14 protein-coding genes and 3 pseudogenes are annotated in these 26,807 nt (G+C 71.4%); 9 read left to right on the forward strand and 8 right to left on the reverse strand.

Features of this window, described 5'->3' with window-relative positions; genetic code table 11:
- Positions 1 to 169: 169 nt before the first annotated feature.
- Positions 170 to 712, reverse strand: coding sequence for an isochorismatase family protein (locus ACWD3C_RS15265; RefSeq protein ID WP_451143959.1), 543 nt, complete (start codon positions 710 to 712; stop codon positions 170 to 172).
- 19 nt (positions 713 to 731) lie between these two features.
- Positions 732 to 890 (reverse strand): hypothetical protein, encoded by a 159-nt coding sequence (locus ACWD3C_RS15270; protein ID WP_451143961.1) that lies wholly within the window; start codon positions 888 to 890, stop codon positions 732 to 734.
- Between the two features lie 115 nt (positions 891 to 1,005).
- On the opposite strand from ACWD3C_RS15270, the gene ACWD3C_RS15275 reads away from it, so the two are divergent.
- Positions 1,006 to 2,928, forward strand: a complete 1,923-nt coding sequence (locus tag ACWD3C_RS15275) for an exo-alpha-sialidase (protein WP_451143963.1) — start codon at positions 1,006 to 1,008, stop codon at positions 2,926 to 2,928.
- 10 nt (positions 2,929 to 2,938) lie between these two features.
- Positions 2,939 to 4,162: pseudogene (locus ACWD3C_RS15280) on the forward strand (hypothetical protein).
- Here the strand turns inward: ACWD3C_RS15280 and ACWD3C_RS15285 are convergent.
- Positions 4,101 to 5,195 carry a bile acid:sodium symporter family protein gene (locus tag ACWD3C_RS15285; RefSeq protein WP_451143965.1) on the reverse strand — a complete coding sequence of 365 codons (1,095 nt, stop codon included), beginning with the start codon at positions 5,193 to 5,195 and terminating at the stop codon, positions 4,101 to 4,103. The pseudogene ACWD3C_RS15280 and the gene ACWD3C_RS15285 sit on opposite strands and share 62 nt — an antisense overlap.
- Positions 5,196 to 5,350: 155 nt before the next feature.
- Here ACWD3C_RS15285 and ACWD3C_RS15290 point away from each other — a divergent pair, with 155 nt between their 5' ends.
- The 3 genes from ACWD3C_RS15290 (at position 5,351) to ACWD3C_RS15300 (ending at position 9,417) form a co-directional block, all read left to right on the forward strand.
- The gene (locus ACWD3C_RS15290) at positions 5,351 to 6,223 is read left to right on the forward strand and encodes a LysR substrate-binding domain-containing protein (protein ID WP_451143967.1); all 873 of its coding nucleotides are present in this window, start codon (positions 5,351 to 5,353) and stop codon (positions 6,221 to 6,223) included.
- Positions 6,224 to 6,626: 403 nt separating this feature from the next.
- Positions 6,627 to 8,453, forward strand: coding sequence for an AMP-dependent synthetase/ligase (locus ACWD3C_RS15295; RefSeq protein ID WP_451143969.1), 1,827 nt, complete (start codon positions 6,627 to 6,629; stop codon positions 8,451 to 8,453).
- 127 nt (positions 8,454 to 8,580) lie between these two features.
- Positions 8,581 to 9,417, forward strand: coding sequence for an aldo/keto reductase (locus ACWD3C_RS15300; protein WP_451143971.1), 837 nt, complete (start codon positions 8,581 to 8,583; stop codon positions 9,415 to 9,417).
- Positions 9,418 to 9,478: 61 nt separating this feature from the next.
- Here the strand turns inward: ACWD3C_RS15300 and ACWD3C_RS15305 are convergent.
- Both ACWD3C_RS15305 and ACWD3C_RS15310 read right to left on the reverse strand, forming a co-directional pair.
- Positions 9,479 to 10,215: pseudogene (locus ACWD3C_RS15305) on the reverse strand (SDR family oxidoreductase).
- A 70-nt stretch (positions 10,216 to 10,285) separates the two neighbouring features.
- A complete protein-coding gene (locus ACWD3C_RS15310) occupies positions 10,286 to 13,849 on the reverse strand; it encodes an nSTAND1 domain-containing NTPase (protein ID WP_451143973.1) in 3,564 nt (1,187 codons plus the stop codon).
- 123 nt (positions 13,850 to 13,972) lie between these two features.
- On the opposite strand from ACWD3C_RS15310, the gene ACWD3C_RS15315 reads away from it, so the two are divergent.
- Positions 13,973 to 15,514 (forward strand): glycosyltransferase family 39 protein, encoded by a 1,542-nt coding sequence (locus tag ACWD3C_RS15315; protein ID WP_451143975.1) that lies wholly within the window; start codon positions 13,973 to 13,975, stop codon positions 15,512 to 15,514.
- Between the two features lie 70 nt (positions 15,515 to 15,584).
- On the opposite strand, the gene ACWD3C_RS15320 is transcribed toward ACWD3C_RS15315, so the two are convergent.
- Positions 15,585 to 16,490 (reverse strand): class I SAM-dependent methyltransferase, encoded by a 906-nt coding sequence (locus ACWD3C_RS15320; protein WP_451143977.1) that lies wholly within the window; start codon positions 16,488 to 16,490, stop codon positions 15,585 to 15,587.
- A gap of 125 nt (positions 16,491 to 16,615) precedes the next feature.
- Between ACWD3C_RS15320 and ACWD3C_RS15325 the strand changes: the two genes are divergently transcribed.
- Positions 16,616 to 17,386, forward strand: a complete 771-nt coding sequence (locus tag ACWD3C_RS15325; protein WP_451143979.1) for a phytanoyl-CoA dioxygenase family protein — start codon at positions 16,616 to 16,618, stop codon at positions 17,384 to 17,386.
- 36 nt (positions 17,387 to 17,422) lie between these two features.
- On the opposite strand, the gene ACWD3C_RS15330 is transcribed toward ACWD3C_RS15325, so the two are convergent.
- Together ACWD3C_RS15330 and ACWD3C_RS15335 are read right to left on the reverse strand one after the other, a co-directional pair.
- A complete protein-coding gene (locus ACWD3C_RS15330) occupies positions 17,423 to 19,138 on the reverse strand; it encodes a glycoside hydrolase family 6 protein (protein WP_451143981.1) in 1,716 nt (571 codons plus the stop codon).
- A gap of 39 nt (positions 19,139 to 19,177) precedes the next feature.
- Positions 19,178 to 20,707: pseudogene (locus ACWD3C_RS15335) on the reverse strand (cellulose binding domain-containing protein); the annotation flags it as partial.
- A 446-nt stretch (positions 20,708 to 21,153) separates the two neighbouring features.
- Here ACWD3C_RS15335 and ACWD3C_RS15340 point away from each other — a divergent pair.
- Both ACWD3C_RS15340 and ACWD3C_RS15345 read left to right on the forward strand, forming a co-directional pair.
- On the forward strand, positions 21,154 to 23,991 hold the full coding sequence (locus ACWD3C_RS15340) for a glycoside hydrolase family 48 protein (protein WP_451143983.1): 2,838 nt from the start codon (positions 21,154 to 21,156) through the stop codon (positions 23,989 to 23,991).
- Positions 23,992 to 24,131: 140 nt separating this feature from the next.
- The gene (locus ACWD3C_RS15345; protein WP_451143985.1) at positions 24,132 to 26,801 is read left to right on the forward strand and encodes a cellulose binding domain-containing protein; all 2,670 of its coding nucleotides are present in this window, start codon (positions 24,132 to 24,134) and stop codon (positions 26,799 to 26,801) included.
- Positions 26,802 to 26,807 lie beyond the last annotated feature (6 nt).

Here is a 26,807-nt window from a genome sequence, read left to right on the forward strand (position 1 = left end):
GGCGGATCTTCACCCGGATCGCGCTGCCGATGATGATCCTTCGTCGGGCCTGCGCGCGCTCGGGCTCTCGGCACCGGCGCGCCCCTACGGCTCTCTCGCGGCCGACGCGTTGGGATACGTGCTGTTGCACGGCCCGCATCGTTCGTTGGTGTGGGCGGGGTGACTTGCCTCAGCCGTTCACGAAGCTCACGTCCGCAGCCCGAGCCACCGTCCCCAGCCGCGGAAAGTCCAGCCGCACCGACGCCTCGTGCTCCGCGGCGGTGAAGGCGGACATGGCCTCCTCCACGAAGACGAGGTCGTAGCCGAGGTCGCAGGCGGCGCGGGCGGTGGACTCGACGCCGAGGTTGGTGGCGATGCCGCCGAAGACGAGGGTGGTGATGCCGCGTTCGCGCAGCCGCTCGTCGAGGCCGGTGCCCTGGAAACCGCCGATGGTCCGCTTCACCACGGTGAGGTCGCCGTCCTGGGCGAGGCCCGCGACGAGGCCGCTGCCGGGCGGCTGCTCGGCCACGCCGAGGCGTTCGACCCGGATGAGCACGACCAGGGCGCCGGCGGCACGGAAGGCGCGGGCCAGTTCCTCGGCGGCGATCAGGACGTCGTTTCCCTTGCGGGGTTCCAGGGGCAGCCCGACGATGCGGTCCATCAGGTCGACGAGCACGAGGGCGGTCCGGGCGGGGTCGAGCACGAGTCGGGGTTCGGTGTCCGGTGCGGTCATGACGGAACGTTAGCCCGCGTCAGCCGTCCGTGCCGGAAATCCGGATCGACAGTTCCGTGAACTGCTCGGGTTCGGCAGGCGCACCGGGCTCGTCACGTTCGGCGCAAGGTCCGCCGGCCGACCGGCTCACACTGTCCTGACGCTCCGTCATCACCCGTACGGCGTACTGCCGCAACACGGTCGGCGCGGTTCCTGTGAGGCGACTGAGCGCCGAAGTAGCGTCTGTGGCCGCACGTTGGACATGGGATGTCCAGATGTTCATATGCCCAGATGCATGAAGGGCGGGCCGCACCATGCCGTCGAGTCACCCTGCACGTCTCAGATCCACGCTGCTCCGCGTACGTCTCAGAGCCACGCTCGGCTCGGCTCTCACCGCCGCCCTCACCGGGGCGGCGTTAATCGCGCTGCCGAGTCCGGCGGGCGCCGAGGAGACGCCCACGGCGGGCGAGTTCGAGCAGCAGGTGCTGTTCAAGGCGTCCCAGGACCCGGGCTACGCCTGCTTCCGCATCCCGGCCATCGTGAGGACGACCGAGGACACACTGCTGGCGTTCGCCGAGGGACGGGTGCTGAACTGCGGGGACGCGGCCGACATCGACATCGTGCTCAAGCGGTCCACGGACGGCGGCCGCACCTGGGGCCCGCTGCAGGTGGTCAACGAGGGCGGGGGCGACACCCACGGCAACCCCGCGCCGGTCGTGGACCGCGAGACCGGCCGGATCGTGCTGGCCGAGACGTACAACACGGGCCGTACGGACAGCGCCAACTGCCAGGTGCCCTGCGACCGCACCCCGCACCTGCAGTACAGCGACGACGACGGCCTGACCTGGTCCCAGCCGCGCGACCTGAGCGACGAGATCCTCCCGGCACACTGGAACTCCTGGTACGCCACCGGTCCCGTGCACGGCATCCAGCTCACCCGGGGCAGGCACGCCGGGCGGCTCGTCTTCGGCGTCAACACCGAGACCTGGGCCGACAACCGGGTCGCCGCCAACCACGCCGCCCTCGTCGTCAGTGACGACGGCGGCGAGCACTGGCGGATCGGCGCGACGGACACCTGGCGGACGGGAGCCGACGGCACGTTCCGCCAGAAGCCGTCCGAGATGACCCTCACCGAGCGCTCCGACGGCTCGCTCCTCGTCAGCGGGCGCGAGCAGGACGGCACCGACCTCGGCCACCGCACCCAGACCGTCAGCCGTGACGGCGGCGACACCTTCGACTCCCCCTTCCAGACGTTCCCCGACCTCTACACACCCCAGGTCCAGGGCTCCTCACTGCGCCTCGGCGACCGGATACTGCTCGCCTGCCCGGCCGACCCGGACCGCCGCCGGACGATGATGATCCGCTCCTCGTACGACGACGGCCGCACCTGGGAGAGCGTCGACCGGGGCACGGTCGTCACCACGGACTGGTCCGGCTACTCGGACATGGTGCACATCGGCGGCGACACCGTCGGGCTGATGTACGAGGGCGGCGCGGTCGACGCCCGCGACGAGATCCGCTTCGCCCGGTTCACCGAGGACTGGCTGAAGCCGCAGCGCGGGGCCGACCCGACGACGGCCGACCAGGCCCCGGGCGGCAAGCGCGCGCCGGTGCTCGGCGGCCCCCGGGAGGCGTACGGCGTGTTCGGCGGCGCACTTGAGTTCGACGGTGTCGACGACGCCGTACGACTGCCGTACCGGCCCGAACTGCCGCTGGGGACGAAGGACTTCACGGTGTCCCTGTGGTTCCGCCACACGGCCACGACCGGTGAGCAGCCGCTGCTGTGGATGGGCGGCGTCGGGAACTCGCAGCCGCAGGTGTGGCTGCGAGCGGAGCCCGCGTCGGACCGCGTCCAGGGCCTGATCACCGTACGGGACGGGGCCGCGTCGCCCCAGACCACGTCCGTGCGCACGACGGGCGCGTACAACGACGGCCAGTGGCACCATCTCGCGCTGCGCCGCGGCGGCGGGAAACTCACGCTCTTCATCGACGCCACCCCGATCACCACCGCCGATCTGCCCGGATCGGTCAGCCGCAACTCGCCGTTCGGGGTGCACATCGGCCAGAAGCCGGACAGCCGGGCGCACTTCACCGGGGCGATCGACGACGTCCGCGTCTACGGCCGGGCGCTGGACGTCACCGAGTTCGGCACGGTGCTCTCGCAGGACCGCGGGATCGCGGCGACCCGCGACCTGATCCTGTGGCTGCCCATGGACCGGGTGAGCGGAGACAACTAACGTCCCGTCCGTGCCCGACGACGCCCGAGCACGACGGCGGACGGCGACCGGGCTGGGACTGATCCTGGCCCTGGTCCTCGCGGCCGTGGTGCTCACCGCCCTCCCGGACGACGACCGGGAGGGCGGCGGCACCTGCGCGTCCCGCACGGTGAAGTCCTGGAGCACCGACGCCTCACTCACGGGCGAGTTCGCACGCTACGGCGACGACGGCACCCGCACCGACGACTGGACCGGCGGCGACGGCACCCACTCGGTGCGGCTGCCGGACGGGCGGGTGCTGTGGCTGTTCTCGGACACCTGTCTCGGCCAGGTGTACGGCCCGCCCAACCCTGCCGGTGAGTCCGTCGCCTGGCGGGACACCACGGCACCCCTGGTACGCAACTCGGCCGTGGTGATGTCGGGTTCGGGCCGGCTGGAGTCGACGCTCCCCGCGCCCGTGTTCCCCGACCCCGGCCCGCGGCAGTGGCGCCGGCCGGTCGCGGCCCGCGTCGAACCCCGCTCCCCCGGCTCCGCCGGACAGGTCGTCCGCGTCCTGCTGTGGACCCGTACGCAGGGCGCGTCCCCGTGGATCTACGGGGTGCCCACGGCGACCGAGGTCGCCACGCTCTCCCTCCCCGATCTGCGGCTGGAGGACATCACGACGGTCCTGGACCAGCGGTCGGTCGCCGCCCCGGCGCGGCGCGTGCTGTTCGGCACGACGGCGGTCGACTCGGGCGAGTGGACGTACGTCTTCGGCGGTGACGACGCCGAGGCCGCCTCCCGGCCGGTCTCGAACGCGTACGTCGCCCGGGTGCCGCGCGGCAGGCTCGGGGAACCGGGGGCCTGGGAGTACTGGGACGGCGCGCGGTGGGCGGTGTGCGGGCGGCCGGAACCGGTGCTCAGGGGCGGGCCGAGCAGCGGGGTGGGCAGTGCGTTCACGGTCGTACGGGACGGCCGTACGTACGTCCTGTTCACCATGGCGGCCGGGGCGCGGGGCCTGACGACCATCACCTCGTACTGGGCCTGCTCGCCCACCGGCCCCTGGCACGGCCCCGCCGAGGGCTTCGCCCCTCCCGGACGGCGAGGTGGCGGCGTACAACCCACAGGCCCATGAGCCGCTGGGCGGCGACCGGCTGGTCCTCAGCTACGACGTCGACTGGCTGGACGCGAACGCCACGCAGCGCAGCTCAACCTCAGCCGGGACGTGTCCCGGTACCGGCCGCGGTTCGTATCGCCGCGTCCCGCTCCTGAGTGACCGCCGGGTCCAGCGGGTCGCGGGAGCGGCGTTTGGCGATGACCGCGCACACCATGAGCTGCATCTGGTGGAAGAGCATCAGCGGCAGCACGGCGAGCGCGGCCTCGCCGCCGAACAGGACACCGGCCATGGGCAGCCCGGCGGCCAGGGACTTCTTCGAACCGGCGAACTGGATCGCGATCCGGTCCTCCCGGTTGAAGCGCAGCGCCTTCGCGCCGTACCAGCTGAGCGTCAGCATCACCGCGAGCAGCACGGCCTCCGCGACGAGCAGCCCGGCGAGCCGCAGCGGGCTCACCTGGTGCCAGATGCCGCGGACCATGCCCTCGCTGAACGCGGTGTAGACGACCAGGAGGATCGAGCCGCGGTCGACGAGGCCGAGGAGCCGCTTGTGCCGGGTGATGAAGCTGCCCACCCGTCGCCCACCACCACCCTGCCCGACGCGCTGCGCGCGGCCCCTTTTGACTCCGCAGCGGCGCAAGACCTGCCCCGCGACGAACGGGACGAGGAGTTGGAACACGATTTTGAGGATCGAGTCCGCGCTGAACCCGCCCACGCTGCTGCCGAGCAGGGCCGCCGCGAGGAGCGGGGTGCCGACGATGCCCGCGAGGGAGGAGAAGGAGCCCGCGCAGATCGCGGCGGGCACGTTGCCGCGCGCGATCGAGGTGAAGGCGATCGACGACTGGACGGTCGACGGGACGAGGGTGAGGAAGAGGAGCCCGACGTAGAGGGAGTGGGGCAGGAACACCGGTTCGAGGCCGCGGGCGGCGAGGCCCAACAGCGGGAACACGACGAATGTGCAGGCGAGGACGGTGACGTGCAGCCGCCAGTGCCTGAGCCCGTCCAGCGCCTCACGGGTGGAGAGCCGGGCGCCGTACAGGAAGAAGAGCAGGGCGATCGCGCCCGTGGACGCGCCCGACGCGACGTCGGCGGCCGTACCCCGGGCCGGGAGGAGTGAGGCGAGTCCCACCGTCCCGAGCAACAGGAGGATGTACGGGTCGATCGGCAGCCAACGCGGCCACGTCAGGCGTTTCACGGTGCTCCACATGCTGGGTCGTCCGACTCGTTCTCGACACTCGTCGCGGGGACGGGGCGTGCCCTTTCCATCGTCCTCCTCCGCCCCGCGATCGGGAATCCGGTATACGGCTCTGACTGTCATCGTGTTCCGTGATGACCGGCTAGCCTGGTTCCGTGTACGAGCCCGCCCATCTGCGTACGTTCCTGGCGGTGGCCCAGACGCTGAGCTTCACGCAGGCCGCTCGCCGCCTCGGGCTGCGTCAGTCCACGGTCAGCCAGCATGTGCGCCGCCTGGAGGAGGCCACGGGACGGCAGCTGTTCTCCCGGGACACCCACTCCGTGGAGCTGACGGAGGACGGGGAGGCGATGCTCCTGTTCGCGCGGCGGATCCTGGAGGTGCACGAGCAGGCGACGGCGTTCTTCACCGGGACGCGGCTTCGGGGGCGGCTGCGGTTCGGGGCGTCGGAGGACTTCGTGCTGACCCGGCTTCCGGAGATCCTGGAGGGGTTCCGGCACGACCATCCCGAGGTGGATCTGGAGCTGACCGTCGAGTTGTCGGGCACGCTGCACGAGAAGTTGGCGGCGGGCAGGCTCGACCTGGTCCTGGCGAAGCGGCGTCCGGAGGATCCGCGGGGCGAGCTCGTCTGGCACGACCGGCTGGTGTGGATCGGTGCGGAGCGGCTGCGCCTGGACGCCGGGCGGCCGGTGCCGCTCATCGTGTTTCCGCCGCCGGGGATCACACGGGCCCTCGCCCTGGAGGCGCTGGAGCGTGAGGGGCGGCCCTGGCGCATCGTCTGCACCAGCGGCAGCCTCAACGGGCTCATCGCGGCCGCCCGTGCCGGTCTCGGGGTGATGGCCCACTCGCGGGGTCTGGTGCCGCCGGGGTTGGTCCGGGTGCCGGACCGTGCCGGGTTGCCCGAGCTGGGCGAGGTGGACTTCGTCCTGGTCCATGGCCGCCGACGCGCTTCCGCGCAGGGGGCGGCCGATGCGCTGGCCGCGGCGATTCTGGCGGGCGGGGACCGGTTGCAGCGGGGGCGGCGGGCGTAGGGGGCGGCGGGGGCGGCGACAGGGTTCGTGCGGGAGGCCCGGGCGGCGGCGGTCGACCGGTGTGACGGTCCGGGCCACCGCTGCGCTGGTACAGATGTCGGGGCCGGAGCGTGAAGCGGCGCGATCCGGCCCCGGCGGCCCGGAGCATGGGGGAAGGGGATCTTCCGAGTCCGTACAGGCTCAGGTGCGCACCGTGACCGCGGCGTACAGATTCCGTGGAGATTACGGGAGCGAAACTTACTCGGGAGTCAAGTATCCCGTCCGACACCTCCGCATCTGCGGGCATATCCACCGGTCCTCCCACGCCGTAGCCGCACCCGAGGGCACCCCGACACCCCTCCCGCCCCTCATCGGGGTGGGGTAGCTTTCACGGCGCTGTGCGGAGCGCCACAAGGAGCGGGGATTGCGCGAGTTCACCAACCCTCCGTTGGCGTCGGCGCCGCCGGTGGGCGGCCTGGCCGACGACGTCTTCGAGCATGCCCTCGCGGACCCGCTCCACGTCGCCCTGGGCCGCAAGGACGAAGAGGGCCGGTGGCGCGACGTGACCTCCGCCGAGTTCCGCGACGAGGTGCTCGCCCTCGCCAAGGGACTGCTGGCACAAGGCATACGATTCGGCGACCGGGTCGCCATCATGTGCCCTACGCGCTACGAGTGGACGCTCTTCGACTACGCCCTGTGGACCATCGGCGCCCAGGTCGTCCCCATCTACCCCACCTCCTCGGCCGAGCAGGTCTTCTGGATGCTGCACGACGCCCAGGTGTCGGCGGCCATGGTCGAGCACGAGGACCACGCGATGACCGTCGCCACGGTCATCGACCGGCTCCCGCACATGCACCGGCTGTGGCAGCTCGACGCCGGCGCCGTGCGGGAGCTGTACGAGTCGGGGGCGCACCTCGACGACGAGGTGGTGCACCGGCACCGGCGCGCGGTCACGCCCGAGTCGATCGCGACGATCATCTACACGTCCGGTACGACGGGACGCCCCAAAGGGTGCGTCATCAGCCACGCGAACTTCATGTTCGAGACCGACACGGTCATCCGGCGCTGGGAGCCGGTCTTCCACTCCAAGAAGGGCGACGAGGCGGCGACCCTGCTGTTCCTGCCGCTCGCGCATGTCTTCGGGCGCATGGTGCAGGTCGCCGCGATCCGCGGGAGGGTCAAGTTCGGCCACCAGCCGCAGCTCAACGCGGCGGCCCTGCTGCCCGACCTGGCCGCCTTCCGGCCGACGTTCTTCCTGGCGGTGCCGTACATCTTCGAGAAGGTCTTCAACGCGGCGCGGCGCAAGGCCGAGCGTGAGGGCAGGGGCGGCCTCTTCGAGAAGGCCGTCGAGGTCGCCGTGAAATACGCGGACGCGATGGAGGCGAAGGCCTGGGGCATCGGACCCGGTCCGTCGGCGAGCCTGCGGATGCAGCACCAGTTCTTCGAGAAGGCCGTCTACTCCAAGATCCGGGCCGCGATGGGCGGACGCGTACGGCAGGCGATGTCGGGCGGCTCGGCGATGGACCGGCGGCTCGGGCTGTTCTTCGCGGGCGCGGGCGTCCACATCTACGAGGGCTACGGCCTCACCGAGTGCACCGCGGCCGCGACCGCCAACCCGCCCGAGCGGACCCGGTACGGCACGGTCGGCCAACCCATCCCGGGCATGACCGTGCACATCGCGGACGACGGCGAGATCTGGCTGCGCGGCGAGAACGTCTTCCAGGGCTACCTCAACAACCCCAAGGCCACCGACGAGACCCTGCACGACGGCTGGCTCGCCACCGGCGACCTGGGCTCCCTCGACGAGGACGGCTTCCTCACCATCACCGGGCGCAAGAAGGAGATCCTGGTGACCTCGGGCGGCAAGAGCGTCTCGCCCACCCTCCTGGAGGAGCGCGTCCGCGATCATCCGCTCGTCGCCCAGTGCATCGTCGTCGGCAACGACCGGCCGTACATCGCCGCCCTCGTCACCCTCGACGCCGAGGCCGTCGAACACTGGCTCCAGATGCGGGGCAAGTCCACGATGACCCCGTCCGAGCTCGTCCGCGACGCCGACCTGGAGAACGAGGTACGGCGGGCCGTGGTCGCCGCGAACACCCAGGTGTCGCAGGCCGAGTCGATCCGTACGTTCCGGATACTGGCCCGTCAGTTCACCGAGGAACACGGCCTGCTGACACCCTCGCTGAAGCTGAAACGCAAGGCGATCGAGGACGCGTACGGGAAGGAAGTCGAGGCGCTGTACCGAGCCTGAGAGCCTATGTCATATCCCAGGCCAATCTGTGATACGTACGACGAGCTCACCGGTCAGGAATGCGCTACGGCCCGTGATCGTTGACGATGGAAGTGACACCTGACGACAACCGAAGGATCGAGAGCTCGTGAGCAGCAAGGTCCCCCCGATCATCCTGAACAACGGCGTCGCGATGCCCCAGCTGGGCTTCGGCGTCTGGCAGGTGCCGGACGACGATGCGGAGCGGGCGGTCGGCACCGCGCTGGAGGCCGGGTACCGCAGCATCGACACAGCGGCGATCTACGGCAATGAGGCAGGCACCGGCAAGGCCATCGCCGCCTGCGGCATCCCCCGCAAGGACCTCTTCGTCACCACCAAGCTCTGGAACGCCGACCAGGGGTACGACGCCACGATGCGCGCCTTCGACGCGTCCCTGGAGAAGCTCGGCCTGGAGTTCGTGGACCTGTACCTGATCCACTGGCCGCTGCCGTCCAGGAACAAGTTCGTGGACACCTACAAGGCCTTCGAGAAGCTGTACGCGGACGGCCGCGCCCGTGCCATCGGTGTCTCCAACTTCCTTCCGGAGCACCTGGAGCGGCTGATCGACGCGACGTCCGTCATCCCGGCCGTCAACCAGATCGAGCTGCACCCGCACCTCCAGCAGCACGCGGCCCGTGAGTACCACGCGGAGCAGGGCATCGCCACCGAGGCCTGGTCGCCGCTCGGCCAGGGCAAGGGCCTCCTGGAGGTCCCGGCGATCGTCGCCATCGCCCAGAAACACGGGCGCACCCCGGCCCAGGTCGTGCTGCGCTGGCACCTCCAGCTCGGCAACGTCGTCATCCCCAAGTCGGTGACCCCGTCCCGTATCGCGGAGAACATCAAGGTCTTCGACTTCAGCCTGGACACCGAGGACCTCGCGGCGATCAGCGCGCTCAACGAGGACCGCCGGATCGGCCCCGACCCGGCGACGCTCGACATGGTCTGAAGACGCGTACGGCTCGGCGCCCCGGGACCGGCGTCACCGTCCCGGGGCGGGTCCGTCCACGTCAGTTGGGCTGCCCGATCGGCCGTACGACCACGGTGTTGACGTCCACGCCGGGCGGCCGGCGGATGGCCCAGACGATCGAGTCGGCGAGCTGGTCGGCGGTGAGCAACCGGCCCGGTGGCAGGCCGCCGTGACTGTCCCAGAACGGGGTCTCCACCCGGCCGGGCGCGATCAGGGTCACGCCCACGCCCCACTCGGTGACCTGCCGCCGGGTGTTCTCGGCGAGGCGGTCACCACCCTCCCCCACTCTCGGCTTCGCTCGAGCGGGGGGACCCCCATCGTCGCCCCGTAGAGATTGCCCGGCGTGGGCACGAACCCGGCGACACTGCCGACCAGCACGATCCGGCCGCGGGTTTCCTTCAGAGCGTCGATGGAGGCCCGGATGAGCAGTGCCGGTCCGAGGACATTGGTCAGCACCATCTCGGTCCACCCGGCGGGATCGCCCTCCGCGACCGAGTCGTGCGTGGCGACACCGGCGTTGGCGACGACGGTGTCCAGTCGGCCGTATTCCTTGAGCACGGTGTCGACGGCCGACCGTACGTCGTCGTACTCGGCCGCGTTCCCCGCGATGGTCAACAGCCCTTCGGGATCGCCGAGTTCCTCGGCCGGGCCGCGCAGCCGCGCCTCACCCCGTCCGGTGACGGCCACCCGGTGCCCGGCGTCCAGCAGCTGCCGGGCGGCCGCGGCGCCGATGCCGCTGCCGCCGCCGGTGATGAGTGCGACCGGAGAGTCGGTCATGGTTACCCCCTGCGTCTCGGTGAACGGCGGGGAATCCATCACTTGGAGCGCTCTCGAAGTCAAGTGCCGCTCAGGAAGAGCCGCAGATGTCGCGGTAGGGCACGGACGGCAGGTACTGGTGCCACTCGGCCGCGGTGGCGCCGCCCCCGGCCCGCACGCACACCTCGGTCGCGGCCTCGCTCGGCTCCAACGGGCTTGTCCGGTCGGGCAGATGGGGCGTGGCGATGTGCACCTCCCCCGCGGCGGCGCCGAATCCCAGGGCGAGGACAGGCCCGTCGCCCACCGGTACGGTCGCCTCGGGCAGCCCCGGCCGGGCCGTCTCCCACACCTGCACGGACCCGTCGGCGGCACTCGCCGCGAGGAACGACCCGTCTGCGGAGAAAGCCAGAGCCGACTCCACCACGGTGGAGCCGGTCGGCCTGAGAACCGCGATCCTGCGCCAGGCTCGCGCGTCCCACAGCGTGAGGCGGCCCCCGGAGTCCTCGGCGGCGAGGTAACGCGCGTCGGGGCTGAACGCGCCCGTGCGAAGGATGTCCTCGCCCTCTACTCCTCCCGTACGCCGCTTGCCGGTTGCCACGTCCACGAGGGTGCCCTCGTAGGTCAGCGTGGTGCGGCCCGTGCGATCGACCGCGACGGTGTTCTCCCTGTCGACGACGGGAGGCTCGTGCGCCGTCACGGGTCGGCCTCGTGTGTCGAATGCGGCGCGGGCCGCCGGTTTCCCGCGCCAGGCCGGGTCCATCAGCCCGTGCAGCGACAGTGTGTGCACGATGCTGGTCCGCCCGCCCTCGCGGTAGCGCAGGACGCCCGCCGCCGGGTCCAGCCGGAAGTCGCCGATCGTCAACGCCGCCGCCGGGTAGGTGAGCAGCGGCGCACGCGGGCCGCCGTCCTCGGGTTCCGGGAGGTCTGTGCGCCACAGGGAGAGGGAGCCGGGGGTCCAGGTCAGTGCGTAGGCGCCGTGGAACACGACGGCGTTCGCGCCGCCCGCCAGCGGCAGCCGGGGGCGTTCCCGGCCGGCGCCGAAGTCCCAGGTCACGATGCCTGCGGAGGTGGCGGCCGCGACGGAGCGGCCGTCCGGGGTGAAGACGAGCTCCTCCCCCTCGCACAGCAGCCGCTCCGTGGACCGGGGTGGGCGGGTGGCGACCAGCCGGCCCGCCGCGAAGTCGAGGACACGAAGCCGGGTGTCGTCGTGCCCGCACCAGGCGAGGTGGCGCTCGTCCGGGCTCAGCAGGGGCAACGGGCCGTCGTCCTCCCCGTGCTCGTAGCGGAACCGCACGCGCTGCCGGTCCACGTCCCACACCTCCAGGACCATGCGGTCACTGCCGGGGTCGTGGGCGAGGCGGCTGACGAGGAAGGTACGTCCGTTCGGCCCGAACCGGCCGCCCGCGTCCCCCCATTCGCCGGTCGCCAGCCGCCGGGTGGATCCGTCGGCGAGCCCGCGGATGACCGTGCCCTTGCCGCCGGGTGCCCGCTGGGCGATCAGCCGGCCGTCCCCGCTGACGTCGACCACGCCCTTGGACAGGCCCGGGGCATTCACGGAGCGGATGCGCCGGTGCGTGCGCACGTCCCACTGCACGGCTCGGTCGTGCGCCACCGCTGTCAGCACCCGGCCGTCGGCGCTGAGCCAGGCCGGCGCGTCCAGGGCGCGCCCGCCCTCCTCGGGCTGGGTGAACACGTCCTGCTCGCTCTGTGCCGCGGCCGTGCGCAGGGCCGCGCGGCTCTCCGGGAGGTCGGCGACGTGCCAGGCGGCGAGGGCGAGGCGCATCGCGGTGCGTGGCTCGGATGCGCGCAAGGTGTCTGCCAGGGCGGCGACCCTGCGCGCCTCGGCCTCGTCGTGCCGGCGTGCGCTGACCCCGCTCTGCCGCCAGGCCGCCACGCCCGCGACGACGGCCAGGCACAGCAGTACGGCGAGCGCACCGGTGAGCGTGCGCAGCCGACGCGCCGACCGGGCCCTGGCGCGCCGTCCGTCCTCGTGGGCGGCGACGCTCGCGGCCAGGAAGTCACGTTCGAGGCCGCTCAACACGCCCGACCGCGCCCCCTCTTCGGCTCCGTCACCGAAGGCCTCGCGTGCCTCCCTCAGCCGTATCCCCCGGTACAGCGCGCCCGTGTCACGGCCCAACTCGGCCCAGCCGTGGGCCGCTTCGGTGAGCCGGCGGTGCAGACGCAGCCGCTCGCGGTCCTCGTCGACCCAGGTACGCAGCCGGGGCCAGGCGCCGATCAGCGCCTCGTGGGCGAGCTCGACCGTGTCGCCGTCGACGGTCAACAGGCGGGCGCGGACGAGGCGTTCGAGGACACTCGCCATGGTCTCATCGGCGTCCGAGCGGCTTCGGGGAAGCGGGGTGCCTTTCCGCGCCGCCCGCGTCCGGTGATGGGGGCGCCTGTCGGCGGTGGCTGGAGCACCCTGGGCGTACCCGGCTGCCGCGACAACGCGGCGAGGTGCCGTGCCGGGCGGCGCGGGGGCGTGCCTCACTTCTCCGAGGCCGCTCAGCTCCGCGCGCCCGACGGGACGCCGGGTGTCCTCGGTGCCGTCGCCGGGCTGCACCAGCCGCAGCAGCAGCGCCCGGACGGCGGCGGCCTCGACGGGCGTGCAGTCGGCGTAGGCCGCTTCCGCGGTGTGGGCGACGGCGCCCTGAACCCCGCCGACGGCCTCGTACGCGGCGAGGGTGAGCGTCTTGCCGGTGCGGCGCCGCCAGACCTCGCGCAGGGCGTGGGCCATCAGCGGCAGACCGCCCGGTTCGCCGGCCACGTCGGCGACGATGCGGGCGGTCAGGGCGCGTTCGACGACGAGCCGTCGCGCCATGGCCGGTCGTACGACGGCCTCCCGCAGGCCTTGCGTCGACATCGGCCCGACGAGCAGCGTGGAGTCGCGCAGCGCCTCGGCGAGCGGGCCGTGTTCCGCGCAGCGGCCGTAGAAGTCGGCGCGTACGGCGATCAGTACGCGCAGCCGGGACGCGGGGTCCGTCGCGGCGGCCAACTGCCCGACGAACCGGTCGCGTTCACCGGGGTCGGCGCAGAGCGTGAAGACCTCCTCGAACTGGTCGACGACGAGCAGCGTGTCACCGGGGCCGTCGTGCGGGGTGAACAACGCCTCGTGAGTGCGGGCCGGGTGCGGGCCCGGGGTGAGCAGGCGGATGGCGGCGGGCCGCCGGGCGGGGTCGGGCGTCTCGCGCAGGGCGGGTATCAACCCCGCCCGCAGCAGGGACGACTTGCCGCTGCCCGAGGCGCCCACGACGGCCCCGAACCGGGCCCGGGCGGTCAGTGCGACGAGTTCGCCGATCAGGTCGTCCCGGCCGTGGAAGTGCTCCCCGTCGCCGGTCTCGAAGCGGGCGAGGCCGGGGTAGGGGGAGGTCTCGTCGCCGGGACCGGTGATCGCGTGGGCGTCGGCGGCCTCGCGCCAACGCCGCTCCCACTCCTCGGTGTCGCCTCCGCAGGCGCTGACGTAGGCCAGGAGCACCGGCAGTGTGGGCAGCCGCTCGCCGCCCGCCGCCGCGGACAGGGTGGGCGCCGAGTAGCCGGCGCGGAGCGCCATCGCGCGGTAGGTCGGACCGCCCGCCTCGTCGCGCAGCTTGCGCAGTTCGTACGCGAACCGCTGCACCGCCCCGTCCCCCGGATCCAGCGGCTTCTCACGGCGCCCCATGTGCGTCTCCCCCTCGCTCGCGGCCGCCGAACACGCTAACAACCTGCGGCGGCCGGCCCGGGCGAATTGTTGGGCACCCCGAAAGGGGGCTGCCCAACAATCCGTTGACGTCTGGACTCGTCGGTGCCCGCCGCGCGGCCTGCCCGTACGGCCCGCGTCTCCCGCCACGCACCGGAGTCAGCCATCACCACCGCCCACGCACCCGGCCCTCGCCTCCTGCCCGCGCCCTCGTCGGCCACACCCGTCGTCCGGCGCCCGCGCCTTTCCCCGTACGTCCTCGTCCTCGTCCCCGTCGCGCTCTCCCTCGCCCTCGGCCTGTGGGGCGTCCGGCGCGACGGCAGCATGTGGCGGGACGAGGCGGTGACGTACGACATGGCGCGGCGGGCGCTGCCCGACCTGTGGGCGACGCTCGGGCAGGCCGACGCCGTGCACGGCCTGTACTACCTGCTCATGCACGGCCTGTTCCGGGTGTTCGGCGGAGCTGATCCGCTGCTCGTGCTCCGGCTGCCCTCGGTGCTGGCGGCCGCCGTGGCGAGCGGGACCGTCGCCCTGCTGGGGCACCGTCTCGCCGGGCCTCGCGCGGGACTGCTCGCCGGGGTCGCGTTCGCGCTGCTGCCCCCGGTGCAGCGCTATGCGCAGGAGGGCCGTTCGTACGCACTCGTGTGCGCGCTCGTCGCCTGGGCGTCGTATCTGCTCGTCGGCGCGGTCCGGACCCGTACCCGCCGGGCCTGGGCCGGTTACGGCGCGGTGCTGCTGGCCGCGTGCCTGCTGCACGAGTTCGCCGTGCTCGCGGCGGTCGCGCACGTGGTGGCGCTGCCCCGGGCGGCCCGTCGGGCGGGAATCCGGGTGACGCTCGCGGTCGGCGCGGGCCTCGCCCCGCTCGCCGTGCTGAGCATGCGGCAGTCGGACCAGGTCGCGTGGATCGGCGGGGCCGGGGCCGGGGCGCTGGCGGGCTTCGCCGGGGTGACGCTGCTCGGGGTGGCGTGTGCGGCCGTGGTCGGCGGTGACCTCGGCCACGGCCGCGTGGGGCTGCCCGTGCTCGCGCTGTCCCTGCTCGTCCTGCCCGCGCTTCTCCTCCTGCTGCTCTCGCTGGTCAAGCCGCTGTACGTGGACCGCTACGTGCTCTACGGCCACCTGGGCACGGCGCTGCTGGTGGGCGCCGCCCTCGACCGGCTCCTCCGTGCGCGGGGACGGACCCGGACGGCCGCCGTGCTCGCCGCCGGAGCCGCCGTACTCACGCTGCTGCCCGTGACCCTGCACCTGCGCACGCCAGAGAGCCGCACCGACGACGTGCCCGCCGTCGCGGAGGCGATACGGGCCGCCGGTCGCGACGCCGATGCCGTGCTGTACATGCCGGCGCGGCGCCGGGTGTGGGCGCCGGCCGCATGGGGTTCCGTGCGCGGGCCGCGCGATCTCGCCCTGGAGCGCGGCCCGGTCGACTCGCACACGCTGTACGGCACGGAGGTGGCCGCGCCCGTGATCCGTGCCCGCGCGCTCGCGGCGAACCGTGTCGTCGCGGTGCGCGACCCGGCGGGGCAGCCCGTCGACCGGACGGCTCAGGAAGCCGTCAAGCGGCGTGTGCTCGCCGCGTACTTCGTGGAGTGCGGGACCCGGTACGCCCAGGGGGCGCGGATCACGGTGTACGCGCGGCCGGGGCGGTGCTGAGCGGCTGCTTCACCCCGTGTTCCCCCGTGTTCAGCCGGGCTCAGCAGTGTTCAGCCGTGTTCAGCCGTGTTCAGCCAGTACGAACGGCCGTGTGCAGCGTGTGGGCCGCCAGGACGAAGACGTCCGGGCGATGGTGCACGCTCGCCTTGTCGTCCGGGTCGACGAGGCGGCCCAGGGTGGCTCGGTCGTCGGCGTCGAGGTGGTCGCCGAGGGCGTCGCGGAGGCGGGACAGGGAGGCGGCGACGTAGGCGCGCATCCGGTCCGTGGCCGGAGCCGGCAGGTCGAGGAGGAAGGTGCGCGTGCCGGAGTGCTTGAGGCCCACGGAGGTCATGAGCGCCGCCCAGTCCTCGGTCTCGGCGACGGCGCCGGGCAGTTCGGCCCGCATCCTCGTGAACCACTCCTCCTCCACCGCGTCGAGCCGTGCCTGCAGTCCGGGCCGGCCGAAACCGATGTCGCGCGGCAGGAAGCGTGCGGGCAGCCCGCCCTCCAGGATGGCCAGGGTGCCGCCGGGCGCCAGCCGCGCGGCGAAGGCGGCGAGACCGGCCCGCTGGTCGCCGAGGTGGTGCAGGCTGCGGCTGGCCCACAGCAGATCGGCGTGGTACTCCAAGTCGCCCAGCACGTCCGGCAGTTCACCGGCGAGGGTGCCGAATCGGTCGGCGACACCGAGCCGGTCGGCACGTGCCCGGGCCCGCTCCAGAAGTGGCTCGCTGCCGTCGACGGCGACTACGCGGGCGCCGGGGCAGGTCTGGGCGAGCAGACAGGAGACGACGCCGGGACCGCTGCCCGCGTCGACGATCAGGCCCGGCTCGGTCTGCGTCCGGGCCAGCCAGGACATGGCCTGCTCGTACAGGGGCGTGAACAGCTCCGCCTGCGCTTCGAGCAGCGGGGCCATCTCGCTCCAGTCGATGTCGGTGTGGCCGTGGTGGTGGTGCGTGTCGCTGTGCTCGTGGTGCGTGTCGTGGTGGTCGTGCGCCATGGTGGTCAGCCTCTCGTCCGGATGCGGCCCAGCGTGCGCCGACGCACCGCCGCGGGGCCACCGCCGTTGCCGCAACGGCAAAAAATCGGGTGCGCCCGGTGCGGCCGGTCGCCCACGATGGCCCGATGGACGACGAGATGGTGGAGCGTTTCCTCGACGACGGGTTCGTGAGGATCGAGGGCGCCTTCCCGCCGCGTGTCGCCGAGCACGGGGCGCGGCTGCTGTGGAAGGAGACGGGCTGCGATCCGGACGACCCGGCCACCTGGAAGCAGCCGGTGTACTGGGTGGGGGACGTGGCGCAGGGCCCGTTCGCGGCTGCCGTCAACACACCGGTCCTGCACGAGGCGTTCGACGTGCTGGTGGGCGAGGGGCGCTGGATGTCGCGATACTCGCTGGGCACCTTCCCGCTGCGCTTCCCGCACGAGGAGGAACCGGACGACGCGGGCTGGCACATCGAAGGCAGCTATCTGCCCGAGGGCGCGGACTGGCCGTACACCAATGTGCGCTCCAAGGACCGGGCCCTGCTCATGTTGTTCCTGTTCAGCGAGGTCGGTGAGGAGGACGCGCCCACCGCGGTCCGCGTCGGCTCCCATCTCGACATCCCGAAGATCCTTGAGCCGTACGGCGAGGAGGGGGTGTCCGGCCTGGCCGTCGCCGCGGAGATCGACGCGGCCTCCGCGCACCGCCCGCTCGCGTACGCCACCGGACGGCCCGGCGACGTCTTCCTGTGCCATCCGTTCCTGGTGCACGCCGCGCAGCCGCACCACGGGACGCGACCGCGGTTCATGGCGCAGCCGGCGCTGCTGTCCGCGGTGCCCCATCAGCTGGAGCGGGCGGACGGGAACTACTCGCCGGTGGAGTTCGCGATCCGCCGGGGGCTGGAGCAGGAGGACTGACCCCGCCCCCGGACGGATCACGGCGTCACCCGGGGATCACAGCGCCGGGTACGCGTTCCGCATCAGCTCCTGGAACTGGGCGGAGAACCAGTGCCCCGAGATCGGGGCGTCGGGCAGCGCGCCGGACAGGTTGTTGCCGTTGCGCGGGTTGCCGGTGTACGTCGGGTCGCACATCCGGTCGAAGCCCTTGCCCTCGTCGTTGTCGATGAACTCGCTCGAACCGTCGGACTCCCCCGGCGGCTTCATCCACACGTAGGCGTCGATCCCGGCCTCGGGCGAGGCCTGCGGGCGTTCACCGAGTCCGGCTCCGGACTGGTTGCACCAGTTGCCGATGTGGATGCGGCGGTCGTAACGTCCGCCGTCGACGTACGTGTCCACGGTGGTCGTCGCACCCGGGCCGGTGGGCCGTGCGGTGCCGCCCCAGCCGTTGCGGGAGGTGTCGATCAGCATGCCGATGTTCGAGTTGAAGCCGGCCGAGACCAGCTCATTGCGGAAGGCCTGGGCGAAGGACAGCTCGTCGACGTACCGGTTCCAGTCGACCCACGCCGACTCGCGGACCGACGTGCCCCCGACGTTGTCGTTGATCGTGAAGTGGTCCTCCTTCAGTGCGCTGTAGTTCGCCGTGTTGGTGATGAAGCCGTGCACGTCGTCGACGGTGGCGCCCTCGGCGTTCGCGGCCTCGTGGAACAGCTGGGCGGACGGGGCGAAGTTGTCGTCCCAGCCGATCCAGCCGTGGTGTCCGGCGTCCACGTAGTTGTAGACGTTCTCCACGTCGCCGAGCTCGCTCAGCGCGTAGCCGACGCCCTTGACGTAGTTGCCGTTGGCCTTCATCACGTCGCACTCGGGGGTGGCCGTCGGGCGGCTGCCGGTGTTGGTGATGAGGTTGGGCAGGGAGTCGATCTCGACCGTGGTGACGATCCGCAGGTCCGCGTACGCGGGGTCGGCGAGGATCGCGGCGATGGGGTCGATGTACTCGGTCTTGTAGCGGTCGATCTCCGTCGGGCCCAGCTCGCCGTTGGAGGCGAGGGCGGCGCAGTCACGGCCCGGCAGGTTGTAGATGACCAGCTGGATGACGAGTTCGTCGGAGCCCTTCTGGTTCAGCGCCTCGTCGAGGTGGTCGCGCAGGCCCATGCCGCCGTTGACGCCGTTGATGGCGGCGATCCGGTCGAGCCAGACGCCGGTGGGCTGGTTGGCGATGCGGCCACCGCCCGGCTCGGCCGCGGCCTTCTCCTGCCACTCCGGGTTCACATAGACCTTGGCGCCGGAGTACGGGTTGTCGACCTTCGGGCCGGTCGGGTCCGGCGGGTCCGTGGGGCCACCGCCGCCGTCGTCGACGTTGCAGGTCACGCCGTCGAGCGTGAAGGTGGTCGGTATCGCGTTGGTGCCGCTGTACGTGCCGTTGAAGCCGAAGCTGACCGAAGCGCCGGTCGCCAGCGGGGCGTTGTACGTCTCGTTGGCTGCCGTGACGTCGGTGCCGCTCTGGCTGATCCGCGCGTTCCAGCCGTTGGTGATCGTCTGGTTTCCGGCGTACGACCATGCCACGGACCAGGAGGACTTGGCGGCGCTGTTGTTGGTGACCGTCACGGAGGCGGTGAAGCCGGTGTCCCACTGGTTCTGCACGGTGTAGTCGACGGTGCAGGGGACGGCGGCGGTGCCGACGTCGTCCGGGGCCGCCGCGATGGCGGTCCCTGCCGCACCGCCCACGAGAGCCAGTGCGGCCAGCAGGGCGGTTTTCGTTCTGGTGCGACTCATCAGTGCGGGTGTCCTCTCCTTGCGGGTTGTTCGTGCGGGTTATCCGGTGCGGGGCTGTCCGTCGAGGGAGCGCAGGTGATCGCGCAGCCCGATGCCGAACAACGTGGGCGTACCGTCGTACTGGGAGATCAGGGCGGGCCCGGAGTTGCAGTTCCATGTGTTCCAGGTCCAGCCCAGGTACGAGAGCCCGCGGGCGTCGAACCACGCCATGACGCGGTCGATGAAGGCGTGCGCGCAGGTGTTCTCGCCGATCTCGCCCGCGACGAGCGGGACCTGTGCGGCGACCGGCGCGAGTGTCGAGTTCCAGCAGCCCTCGTTGGAACAGGTGTTGAAGTTGTAGACGTGCCAGGCGGCGGCGAGATTTCCCGTCGGGTCACTGGGCCTGTGCGTCAGCCACTGGCCCAGGTCGTTCGAGTACGCGAGGCCGCCGGCCAGGATGACGTTCTCGGCTCCGGTGCCGCGGATCGCGTCGATCAGGTCCTGCATTCCGGCGACCTCGTAGCCGATGCCGGGGCAGGTGCCGCCGTCCCGCCAGCACTGCCACGCCTGGGTGGCCGTGGCGGTGGCGCGGTCCGGGTAGGGCTCGTTGAACAGGTCGAAGACGACCGTCCTGTCGTCCTTGAAGGCGTTCGCGACCGAGGTCCAACTCCGAGCAGGCGGCGGGTCGCGCCGCTGCCGTCGACGAGCTTGTTGCAGGACACCTTCACCACCGGCGGCCCGTCGTCGGTCGGCAGCGGGTCCGTGGGGTCGGGCTCCGCCGGATCCGGGTCCGTCGGCTCGGGCGACGGACCCGAATCCACGTTGCACAGCGTGCCGTTGAGCGTCTCTGGGACTCTTGAGGATCCTGGGTTGCCGCGTGGTCCCGAGGGGTGGAAGCGGTAACGAGCGCGGACGAGTCCGGGCCGATCCTTGAGCAGAGCCCGTATGCGGCGTCACTGGCGGTGACGCGATGCCGACGTCTGGACTGCCCCCGGCTCTTTCGAGCGGGCGCACCCTGGGATCGCCGCCCCGCCGGACGCTGAACCGATCACCGCAGGAAAACCGCAGTGCCAGTGGCGGGGACTGCGCGCATTTCAAGCACGCGGCGGATATCAGGTAAAACGACAGGCGGTCCATAAGGTGACGGCCAGGCCGGATCCAGCATCCCTCAGCGCCCCGAAGGCAATTGCCGCACTGTTGGAGACCCTGAACGACGTCGGCACGGCGTTGCCGCCGGACCACGAGGCGATGAACCCGGCGCCGACGCTGGCGCCGGTGGCGAGGGTGCCGTTCCAGTTCTCGTTGACCGCGGTGACCGTCGTGCCGGACTGGGACCACTTGGCGTTCCAGCCCTGGGTGACGTGCTGGCCGTCGGCGAAGTCGAAGGTGAGGGTCCAATCGCTCAGCGTGGACTGGTTGTTGGTGATCTGCACGTCGCCCTGGAAGCCGCTGTCCCACTGGCTGGTGACCGAGTACCCCACCGTGCAGGCGGGTGCGGCTCCCGAAGCGGTGAACACCGGTGCGACGGCGGTCCCGACGAGGGCCACCGCACCGGCAACTAGTGAAACCTGAACGCGGGGGGTGTCGCATGAGCGACTCCTTGCAGATCAGGCGCGGCCGGGACGGACGCGTCGACTGTTGGAATCGCTCCCACTGGTGCTCGGAAGGTAGCGCCAAGTGACGGTAAAGAACAGAGGTGAGGCCATCTTGCGTTCATCGAATCTTTTCGACTCTTCAAGCACCTTGACCCTTCTCACCCCCCTCTTCAATATGGGAGCGCTCCCACTGGTTCAAGGCTTGTTGCTCCTCCCCCACTTCTCCGAGCCGCAAGGAGGAACCAGCACATGCGCCCCAGACGGAGACGCCGCACACCTTTGTATCCTTGGACGCCTCCGGGGCGCCCAAGCCTGTGTCGAGAGCCCGACCGTGCTCAGTCCTTCGGGCCTCCGCGCGCTCGATCTCTCGACACAGTCGCGCCCCTTCGGCTGCGGCGCCTTTGGACCGCCGTTGTGGCGGCCTTCGCACTTCCGTTGACGATGTTGGCCACCGGTACAACTCCCGCACAGGCAGCGGCAGTTCAGTGCAGTGTCGACTACACGACCAATGACTGGGGGTCGGGCTTCACCGCCGACCTCACGATCACCAACCGGGGCACCGAGGCCATCGACGGCTGGACCCTGACGTACGACTACACGGGCAACCAGACGCTCACCAACGGCTGGAACGGCACCTGGTCCCAGTCCGGCCGGACGGTCACCGTGCAGAGCACGTCCTGGAACGGCACGATCGCCGTCGGGGCCGCCGTGACGACCGGCGGGCAGTTCACCTACAGCGGCACGAACGCGGCGCCGACGAACTTCGCCGTCAACGGCACGACCTGCGCGGGTGCCCACCAGCCGCCGATCACCGTGCTGACCAGCCCGGCCGCGGGTGCCACGTACTCCCAGGGCGACCCGGTGCCGCTCGCCGCCACCGCGGCCGCCGCCGACGACGCGACCATCACCAGGGTCGAGTTCTACGACGACACGACGCTGCTGGGCACGGACACGACCGCGCCGTACACCCACTCGGCCACCGGTCTGGCCGTGGGCAGTCATTCGCTGGTGGCGAAGGCGTACGACAGCCTGGGCGCGTCGGCGAGTTCCGCACCGGTCGGCATCATGGTCGCCTCGGGTCCCGCCGTGGTGGCCTCACCGGCCCAACTGGGGGTCCGGCAGGGCGAGTCGGGCACGTACGAGGTGAAACTCTCGACACAGCCGTCAGGGAACGTGACCGTCACGACCGCCCGGACGAGCGGTAACGCGGGGCTGTCCGTCACCGGTGGCGCGAGCCTCACCTTCACCCCGTCGAACTGGGACACCGCACGGCAGGTGACCATCAGCGCCGACTCCTCCGGCACCGGCTCGGCGACCTTCGAGTCGACGGCCACCGGCCACGCCACGGCCACGGTGACCGTCACCCAGCTCGGCGCGACGAAGGCGTACGACGCCCGCTTCCTGGAGCTCTATGGGAAGATCACCGACCCGGCGAACGGCTACTTCTCCCCCGAGGGCATCCCCTACCACTCGGTGGAGACGCTGATCGTCGAGGCGCCGGACCACGGCCATGAGACCACCTCGGAGGCGTACAGCTACCTCCTGTGGCTCCAGGCCATGTACGGCAAGGTGAGCGGCGACTGGTCCCGGTTCAACGCGGCCTGGGATCTCATGGAGCAGTACATGATCCCGACCCACGCCGACCAGCCGACCAACTCCTTCTACACCGCCTCCAAGCCGGCCACCTACGCCCCCGAGCTGGACCTGCCGAGCCAGTATCCGGCCCCGCTCGACACCGGCGTCTCCGTCGGCCAGGACCCGATCGCCGCCGAGCTGAAGAGCGCGTACGGCACGGACGACGTGTACGGCATGCACTGGCTGCAGGACGTCGACAACGTGTACGGATACGGCAACTCGCCCGGCAACTGCGAGGCGGGCCCGACGGACACCGGACCGTCGTACATCAACACCTTCCAGCGCGGCCCGCAGGAGTCGGTGTGGGAGACCATCCCGCAGCCCACCTGCGACGACTTCAAGTACGGCGGGCCGAACGGGTACCTGGACCTGTTCACCGGTGACGCGTCGTACGCGAAGCAGTGGAAGTTCACCAACGCCCCGGACGCCGACGCGCGCGCCGTGCAGGCCGCGTACTGGGCGGACATCTGGGCCGAGGAACAGGGCAAGGGCGGCGAGATCTCCGCGACCCTCGACAAGGCCGCGAAGATGGGCGACTACCTGCGCTACGCCATGTACGACAAGTACTACAAGAAGATCGGTAACTGTGTCGGGGCCTCCTCCTGCCCGGCCGGCACCGGCAAGGACTCCTCGCACTACCTGCTCTCCTGGTACTACGCGTGGGGCGGCGCCACCGACACCTCGGCGGGCTGGGCCTGGCGCATCGGCTCCAGCCACGCGCACGGCGGCTACCAGAACCCCCTGGCCGCGTACGCCCTCGCCAACTACCCCGACCTGAAGCCCAAGTCGGCGACAGGACAGGCGGACTGGGCCACGTCCCTGCAACGGCAGATCGAGTTCTACCGCTGGCTGCAGTCCGACGAGGGCGGCATCGCGGGCGGCGCGACCAACAGCTGGGCGGGACGCTACGCGACTCCCCCGGCCGGGACGCCGACCTTCTACGGCATGTACTACGACGAGAAGCCCGTGTACCACGACCCGCCGTCCAACCAGTGGTTCGGCTTCCAGGCGTGGTCCATGGAGCGGGTCGCCGAGTACTACCAGCAGACGGGGAACGCGCAGGCCAAGACGGTCCTCGACAAGTGGGTCGACTGGGCGCTGTCCGAGACGACCGTCAACCCGGACGGCACGTACCGGATTCCTGCCACGCTCCAGTGGTCGGGCGCCCCCGACACCTGGAACGCCGCCGCCCCGGGCGCCAACAGCGACCTGCACGTGACCGTCACCGACTACACGGACGACGTGGGCGTGGCGGCCGCGTACGCCAAGACGCTGACGTACTACGCCGACCGCGCAGGCAGCGCCGAGGCGGCGGCGACGGCGAAGGCGCTGCTCGACGGCATGTGGGAGCACCACCAGGACGGGCTCGGCATCGCCGTCCCGGAGACCCGCGCCGACTACAACCGCTTCGACGACGCCGTGTACGTCCCGAGCGGCTGGACCGGCACCATGCCAGGCGGCGACACGATCGACTCGTCGTCGACCTTCGACTCGATCCGCTCGTTCTACGAGGACGACCCGGCCTGGTCGAAGATCGAGTCGTACCTGGCGGGCGGGGCCGCGCCCTCCTTCACGTACCACCGGTTCTGGGCCCAGGCGGACATAGCCCTCGCCATGGGCTCGTACGCGGAGCTCCTCGAATAAGTCCCCGCTGAACGCTCCGCGTGCAAGGTCCTGTCGCCCGGCGGCGGCAGGACCTGGCCGGGCGGTCCCCACCCGCACGGGGGGCCGCCCGGCCGCGCCGTGCATTCCCCCACCCTCGCTTGCATGGAGAGGACAGCACCGTGCGAAGAACCCGCATCCTCACGGCCGTACTCGCCCTCGCCGCAGGTCTGCTCGCGGGCGCCCCGCCCGCACTGGCCACGGACACCGACAAGGTGGCGATCGCCGCCGACACGTACACCTGGAAGAACGCCCGCATCGACGGCGGCGGTTTCGTCCCCGGCATCGTCTTCAACCGTACGGAACAGAACCTCGCGTACGCCCGTACCGACATCGGCGGCGCCTACCGCTGGGCCGAGTCGTCGAAGACCTGGACCCCGCTGCTCGACTCGGTCGGCTGGGACGACTGGGGCCACACGGGCGTGGTCAGCCTGGCCTCCGACTCCGTCGACCCGGACAAGGTGTACACGGCCGTCGGCACGTACACCAACAGCTGGGACCCGGGCAACGGCGCCGTGCTGCGCTCCTCCGACCGGGGCGCGACCTGGCAGAAGGCGGACCTGCCGTTCAAGCTGGGCGGCAACATGCCGGGACGGGGCATGGGCGAACGGCTCGCGGTCGACCCGAACCGGAACAGCGTGCTGTACCTGGGGGCGCCCAGCGGCAACGGCCTGTGGCGGTCGACGGACTCGGGCGCGACCTGGTCGCAGGTGACGAACTTCCCCAACGTCGGCAACTACGTGCAGGACCCGACCGACACCAGCGGATACGCGAGTGACAACCAGGGCATCGTCTGGGTCACCTTCGACGAGTCGACGGGCACGGCCGGGAACGCGACCCAGACCATCTACGTCGGGGTCGCCGACACGGAGAACGCGGTGTACCGCTCGACGGACGGCGGTTCCTCCTGGTCCCGGCTGGCCGGTCAGCCCACGGGCCACCTGGCCCACAAGGGAGTGCTGGACGCCGAGAACGGCTACCTCTACCTCGCGTACAGCGACAAGGGCGGCCCGTACGACGGCGGCAAGGGCCAGTTGTGGCGGTACGCGACGGCGACGGGCACGTGGACGGACATCAGCCCGGTGGCGGAGGCCGACACGTACTACGGCTTCAGCGGGCTGACGGTCGACCGGCAGAACCCGGGCACGGTGATGGCGACGGCGTACAGCTCATGGTGGCCGGACACGCAGATCTTCCGCTCGACGGACAGCGGCGGCACCTGGACGCAGGCGTGGGAGTACACATCGTATCCGAACCGCTCGAACCGCTACACCATGGACGTGTCGTCCTCGCCATGGCTGACCTGGGACGCGAACCCATCGCCTCCCGAACAGACCCCGAAACTGGGGTGGATGACGGAGGCCCTGGAGATCGACCCGTTCAACTCGAACCGGATGATGTACGGGACGGGCGCGACGATCTACGGCACCGAGGATCTGTCGCAGTGGGACAGCGGAGGCCAGTTCACCATCAGACCGATGGTGCGGGGCCTGGAGGAGACGGCGGTCCTCGACCTGGCATCACCCCCCTCGGGCGCACCCCTGCTGAGCGCGCTGGGTGACATCGGCGGCTTCCGCCACACGGACCTGACCAAGGTCCCGCCGATGATGTACACCCAGCCCAACTTCACCTCCACTACGAGCCTGGACTACGCCGAGGCCAACCCCAACACGGTCGTCCGGGTCGGCAACCTGGACTCCGGCCCGCACGTCGCCTTCTCCACGGACAACGGCGCCAACTGGTTCGCCGGGAGCGACCCTTCGGGCGTCAGCGGCGGCGGCACGGTCGCGGCGGCGGCGGACGGCAGCCGGTTCGTGTGGAGCCCGGAGGGCGCGGGCGTGCACCACGCGACGGGCTTCGGCTCGTCGTGGTCGGCGTCCAGCGGCATCCCGGCGGGCGCGATCGTGGAGTCCGACCGGGTCGACCCGATGACCTTCTACGGCTTCAAGTCCGGTCAGTTCTACGTGAGTACGGACGGGGGCGCCACCTTCACGGCGTCGGCGGCCTCCGGCCTGCCCAGCGGTGACAGCGTGCGTTTCAAGGCGCTGCCCGGCACGGAGGGCGACGTCTGGCTGGCGGGCGGTGCGCCGGACGGCGCCTACGGCCTGTGGCACTCGACGGACGGCGGCGCCACCTTCAGCAAGCTGGCGGGCGTCGAACAGGCCGACGCCATCGGCTTCGGCAAGGCGGCGGCCGACGCCTCGTACCAGACGCTCTACACCAGCGCCAAGATCGGCGGCGTACGCGGCATCTTCCGCTCGACGGACCAGGGCGCGACCTGGACCCGCATCAACGACGACGCCCACCAGTGGGGTTGGACGGGCGCGACGATCACCGGCGACCCACGGGTCTACGGCCGCGTGTACGTCGCGACCAACGGGCGCGGTGTCATCTACGGCGACACGTCCGACACGGGCGGCGGAGGCGGTGACGACGGCGGTGGCGGCACGGATCCGGAGCCGGAGCCGACGGGCGCCTGCGCGGTGACGTACGAGATCACCAACCAGTGGTCCGGGGGCTTCCAGGCGGACGTCCGGCTCTCCAACACGGGCACGGGCGCATGGTCCGGCTGGTCGCTCAACTGGTCCTTCCTCAACGGCCAGGCCATCTCGCAGCTGTGGAACGCCGAGCACACGCAGTCGGGTTCGACGGTCACGGCGACGAACGTGGGCTGGAACGGGAACGTGGCGGCGGGTTCGTCGGTGAGCTTCGGGTTCACGGGGAGCTGGTCGGGGTCGAACGGGAAACCGGCGGCATTCAAGCTCGGTGACCAGTCCTGCACGGTGACCTGACGGTCC

This window comes from Streptomyces sp. NPDC002845 (assembly GCF_053591955.1).

Coding starts and splice junctions, on each gene's coding strand:
- ACWD3C_RS15310 (WP_451143973.1), bottom strand. CDS start 13,849: ATGGGGCGCCGTGAGAAGCCGCTGGATCCGGGGGACGGGGCGGTGCAG.
- ACWD3C_RS15275 (WP_451143963.1), top strand. CDS start 1,006: ATGCCGTCGAGTCACCCTGCACGTCTCAGATCCACGCTGCTCCGCGTA.
- ACWD3C_RS15330 (WP_451143981.1), bottom strand. CDS start 19,138: ATGAGTCGCACCAGAACGAAAACCGCCCTGCTGGCCGCACTGGCTCTC.
- ACWD3C_RS15340 (WP_451143983.1), top strand. CDS start 21,154: ATGTTGGCCACCGGTACAACTCCCGCACAGGCAGCGGCAGTTCAGTGC.
- ACWD3C_RS15320 (WP_451143977.1), bottom strand. CDS start 16,490: ATGGCGCACGACCACCACGACACGCACCACGAGCACAGCGACACGCAC.
- ACWD3C_RS15325 (WP_451143979.1), top strand. CDS start 16,616: ATGGACGACGAGATGGTGGAGCGTTTCCTCGACGACGGGTTCGTGAGG.
- ACWD3C_RS15265 (WP_451143959.1), bottom strand. CDS start 712: ATGACCGCACCGGACACCGAACCCCGACTCGTGCTCGACCCCGCCCGG.